We start from the raw sequence: 3,794 nt of genomic DNA, 5'->3' as shown, positions 1-3,794 counted from the left end.
GGTCCTGACGCGGCCGGGCGGGCGGCCGGGCAGCGTGGCGAAGACAGGAGCGGCCCGGCCGACAGCCGGGCCGCGCCGGCGCGCAGCGACGGCCTTGAACCAGTAGAGAAACTTGTAACAACTGCGCCCACGCGCCGCGCCAGAGGACGCGCCGCGTACGGTCGTCGGCCATGAGCACTGAGACACCGAGGGACGCCGACGGCAACAAGCTCTGTGGCTGGTGCGGCGGCCCGATCCAGCAGAAGGGCGTCGGCCGCAGCCGGGACTACTGCACGCGCACGCACAAGGAGTACGCGTACAGGGCTCGCCGGGACCAGGAGATCCGGTTCCGGGCCTACTCCAAAGGCCGGGCCGACGAACGCTTCTTTTCGACAACAGCCGAAACTCCGCAACCCTCCAATACGTCTGTTGTCGAAACTCAATCACCGCAGGTCAACGCCACGAATTCCCCGTCACCCCCCGCACCTTTGCCTCCCTTGAAACGGGCTCGCCGCAGGTCCGCACAGACTGCGTCCGCCATGCCTTTGTGGCCGCCGGCGGATGACGGAGAGCCGGACGATCAGCCACCACGGACCGATTCCTAGCGGAGCGCCCACGCGTCGCTCGGCCACATCGCGGCAGCAGCTGCTCCCCCTCAGCCGCGGAGTGCCTCCAGGTCGCCTTACGCACCCGCATCCGTGACGGCGGGGGTACGGCGCTCCGCCCCAATCCGGGCCCGGCAGACGGCCGCTCAAGCCGCGCAACCCCACCCCCCTTCCCGCTGGCCGTCGTTGGTCGTCCGGAGCACCCGCAGACGCGTATGCGGTAGGCCACGGAGGATTACGGGCCTCAGGCGGCCTGTACGCCCGCCTGAGGGCTCGTGAGCGCTCCGGCGGACCGAGAGTCGCAGGAGCGGGAGAACGACGCTCAGAGGCTCACGGGAGGCCGTGTGCCGGTACGTTCGGGACTTGGCACGACGAAGCCCCCGCCGAATTCGGATCGGCGGGGGCTTCGGTGTGTGCGGGCGGAGGTCAGCTCCGATGGGCTCGCCAACGGCGGGCTGGTGCGACGGACTCCCCAACCTCCACCGTGTCGCCCTGCGCGTCGACGTACACGTTCCGGCTCAGCAGAACGGGGGCGCCGGGCTCGACGCCAAGCAGAGTCGCCTGTTCCTCGGTTGCTGCATCGGCGGCGCTGGCTTCCTCGGAGGCCACGGCGCGTCGACCGGTGACGGCCTCGATGGCTGATGGGGTGCCGCCCGGGATCCGCTCGCGCTGCAGCAGAGCGGGCACGGTCTCCGCGAGTTCAGCGACGAACCAGCTCGTGCTCGCGGAGACCGGCTCCGCGTCGGCGTTGTGCGTGACCCGCTGGCGACGCAGCGCCTGGCCGCCGTCCTCGACGCCCAGGAGGTCCGCGACCCACTCGGGGGGAGTGGTCAGGTCGGCGCCCGTGATCACGGCGTACTCGCCGTCGGCGTAGATCCGCCCGGTAGTGAGCGCCGCCTCCAGGCGGTCGGCTGCGGTGCGGTGCAGGGTCCGGCGCGTGCTGACCGTGGTGGCCGCACCCTGCCGGCCTTCCGCGAGGCCTTCCGCCCTCAGCGTGCGGTGGACCTTCTGCGCGGTCGCAGTCGAGATGCCGTACTCCGCCGCGAGTTCGCGCACGGACGGCAGCACGTCGCCGTGCGCGAGTTCGCCGCTGACGATCTTCGACTTCAGCGTGCCGACGACTTGGAGATACGGAGGCGTGCGCTCCAGCGAGGACATGGCGGGGCTCCTTCGACGGGTGAACGGTGCGGTGATCTATCACAGCATCCGGAGTAGTGATCTAGCACAGTGTATGGCTTGACACAGCAACTGTGCCCCCACAGTATGGGTCTTGTTCGGCGGCGCCTCCCGAGGGGTCGCCGAACGGCTCGAAAATCCGGGGCCCTCGCGCGCACACGCGTAGGGGCCCCACCCCGGAAACCACCGCAACACCGAAACTCGCAGGTCACAGGCTTGCGGGGGCGCAACCGCCCGCAAGGGAGGTTGCGGCCCGGGGGTTGCGGGCTCAACCGCCACAAAACAGGCGGGCCGGAACGCCGCGCGAACGGCAATCCCGGCCCTGATCCACGACCACCCAAGGAGCGACTCGTGGACTACGCAGCAGCATGGAACAAGATCGGTACTGGTACCAAAACGGCCCGCGTGATCACGGCGGACCGGATCAACAAGACGACAGCGGCGGCGAGCCAGGCACTCGACGGCGCCGCCCCGATGTGTGCCCCGCTCGCGCACCGCTGGGACACGGAGGCCGAGCGCAGGGCGAAGCTCCGGACCCCGGAGAACCTGAAGGCGTTGATCGCTGCTCAGCGGGCCAACACGTCGGCGCGGTCGACGGCTGCGACCGCCGCGAGCCAGCGGAAGGCCGCACGGGCGGCGAGCAGCAACCCGTTCAACGGCGGCCGCCGCGCGGCCCGGACGGCGGACAAGGCAGGTCGCGCTCACGCCAAGGTCGCGCGCCGCGACCTGAAGTCGGCTCGCCGGAACTACCCGCTGACGCTCAACCAGCTCGCGGTCCGCGCCCACGCCGCGCACCTGATCCCGGCTGGGATCACCTCGTACGCGATGTCGTCGGCGGAGCACTGGGCGATGTGGCCGGCGGGAAGCTCGCTGAGCCTGATCGCCCTCAACGCTGCACTGCTCGCCGTCGGCCGCCGCCAGGTGCGGGTGCCGCTCGACGACGACGCCACGGCGGAGGAGCGCCGCCTCCTGGAGCGCCTCGACCCGTCGTACTGGGTCCAGCACGCCGACGAACGAGGCCTGTCGGGCACCGTGCCCGCACCGACCGAGCTGACCCCGGCCGGTCTGGTCACCACGGTGCGCCTTGATGGCCGGTGGAAGCCGTCGGCGTTCAAGGCCAAGCACGAGGAGATCCGGGCGATGCTCGGGGCCCGCACCGCCCTGCGTATGGAGATCAGTTCGGGATCGCATGGCGACCGCGCCACGATCACGCTGCGGACCCGCAGCGCTGCCGACGGCATCGACCTGACCGGCTGGAAGCCGGGCGACCCGTGGGGCGTCGACACGGTGACCGGCGAGCCGGTCATGGTCCCGCTCGGTCGCCGGATGCTGATCGCGGGGACCTCCGGGTCGGGCAAGAGCTGGAGCACCCGGGCCCTGCTCGCGGAGGCGTCCGAGGAGCCCAACCACCGCCTGGTCGTCATCGACCCCAAGCGAGTGGAAGGCATCAACTGGGAGCACCGCGCCCGCGTCGCCATCTACGCCGAAGACGTCCTCGGCGTGACGGACGAACTGGTCGCTGAGATGTACGAGCGGCTGGAGGAGATCCCGCGCGGCCGGGACACCATCGAGATCAGCACCCGCCGCCCCCGGATCACGGTCTTCGTGGACGAAGGAGCCGAGGTCATCTCCATGGCGCGCAAGAAGCGCGCCAAGGGCGGCGACGGCGACCCGGGCGACCCGGACTGGTCCCGGATCATGGAGAACCTGTCGACACTCGCCCGCATGGCGCGCGCCGCCGAGATCATCCTGATCTGGGCCACGCAGAAGCCGACCATGGACGCCAAGGGCGGCATCGACCCGCAGATCAGCGCCCAGATCACTTACCGCGCCGCCCTCGCCCTGAGCACGTCCGGCGAGAGCCGCGTCGTGTTCGGCGAGGACGCCACCGAGCGCGGCTGGCACGCCCACGACCTGCCGATGCCCGGCGTGGCCATGCTCCGCTCCGGACCCAAGGCGGCACCGCACCCGATCAGCACCCGGGCGTTCTCCCCGGCCGACGTCATCGCCCTCCCTGACCGCCCGGTCTGGCAG

Annotated in this window: 3 protein-coding genes; 2 read left to right on the top strand and 1 reads right to left on the bottom strand. The window is 70.9% G+C overall.

Annotated elements, in window-relative coordinates; all coding sequences use genetic code 11:
* Positions 1-170: 170 nt before the first annotated feature.
* The gene (locus ACFRJ9_RS23865; protein WP_377673366.1) at positions 171-584 is read left to right on the top strand and encodes a hypothetical protein; all 414 of its coding nucleotides are present in this window, start codon (positions 171-173) and stop codon (positions 582-584) included.
* 426 nt (positions 585-1,010) lie between these two features.
* Here ACFRJ9_RS23865 and ACFRJ9_RS23860 read toward each other — a convergent pair whose 3' ends face one another.
* Positions 1,011-1,742: a GntR family transcriptional regulator gene (locus ACFRJ9_RS23860; RefSeq protein ID WP_377541236.1), complete on the bottom strand. Its 732-nt coding sequence runs from the start codon at positions 1,740-1,742 to the stop codon at positions 1,011-1,013.
* A 369-nt stretch (positions 1,743-2,111) separates the two neighbouring features.
* Here ACFRJ9_RS23860 and ACFRJ9_RS23855 point away from each other — a divergent pair.
* On the top strand, positions 2,112-3,794 hold a 1,683-nt coding region (locus tag ACFRJ9_RS23855), incomplete at its 3' end, for an FtsK/SpoIIIE domain-containing protein (protein WP_377673363.1).

Origin of the sequence: Paenarthrobacter sp. NPDC056912, assembly GCF_042786555.1 — a bacterium.
GTDB lineage: Bacteria > Actinomycetota > Actinomycetes > Actinomycetales > Micrococcaceae > Arthrobacter.
Note: the sequence above shows the minus strand (reverse complement) of the source record. Positions and strands in the feature narration are given on the sequence as shown.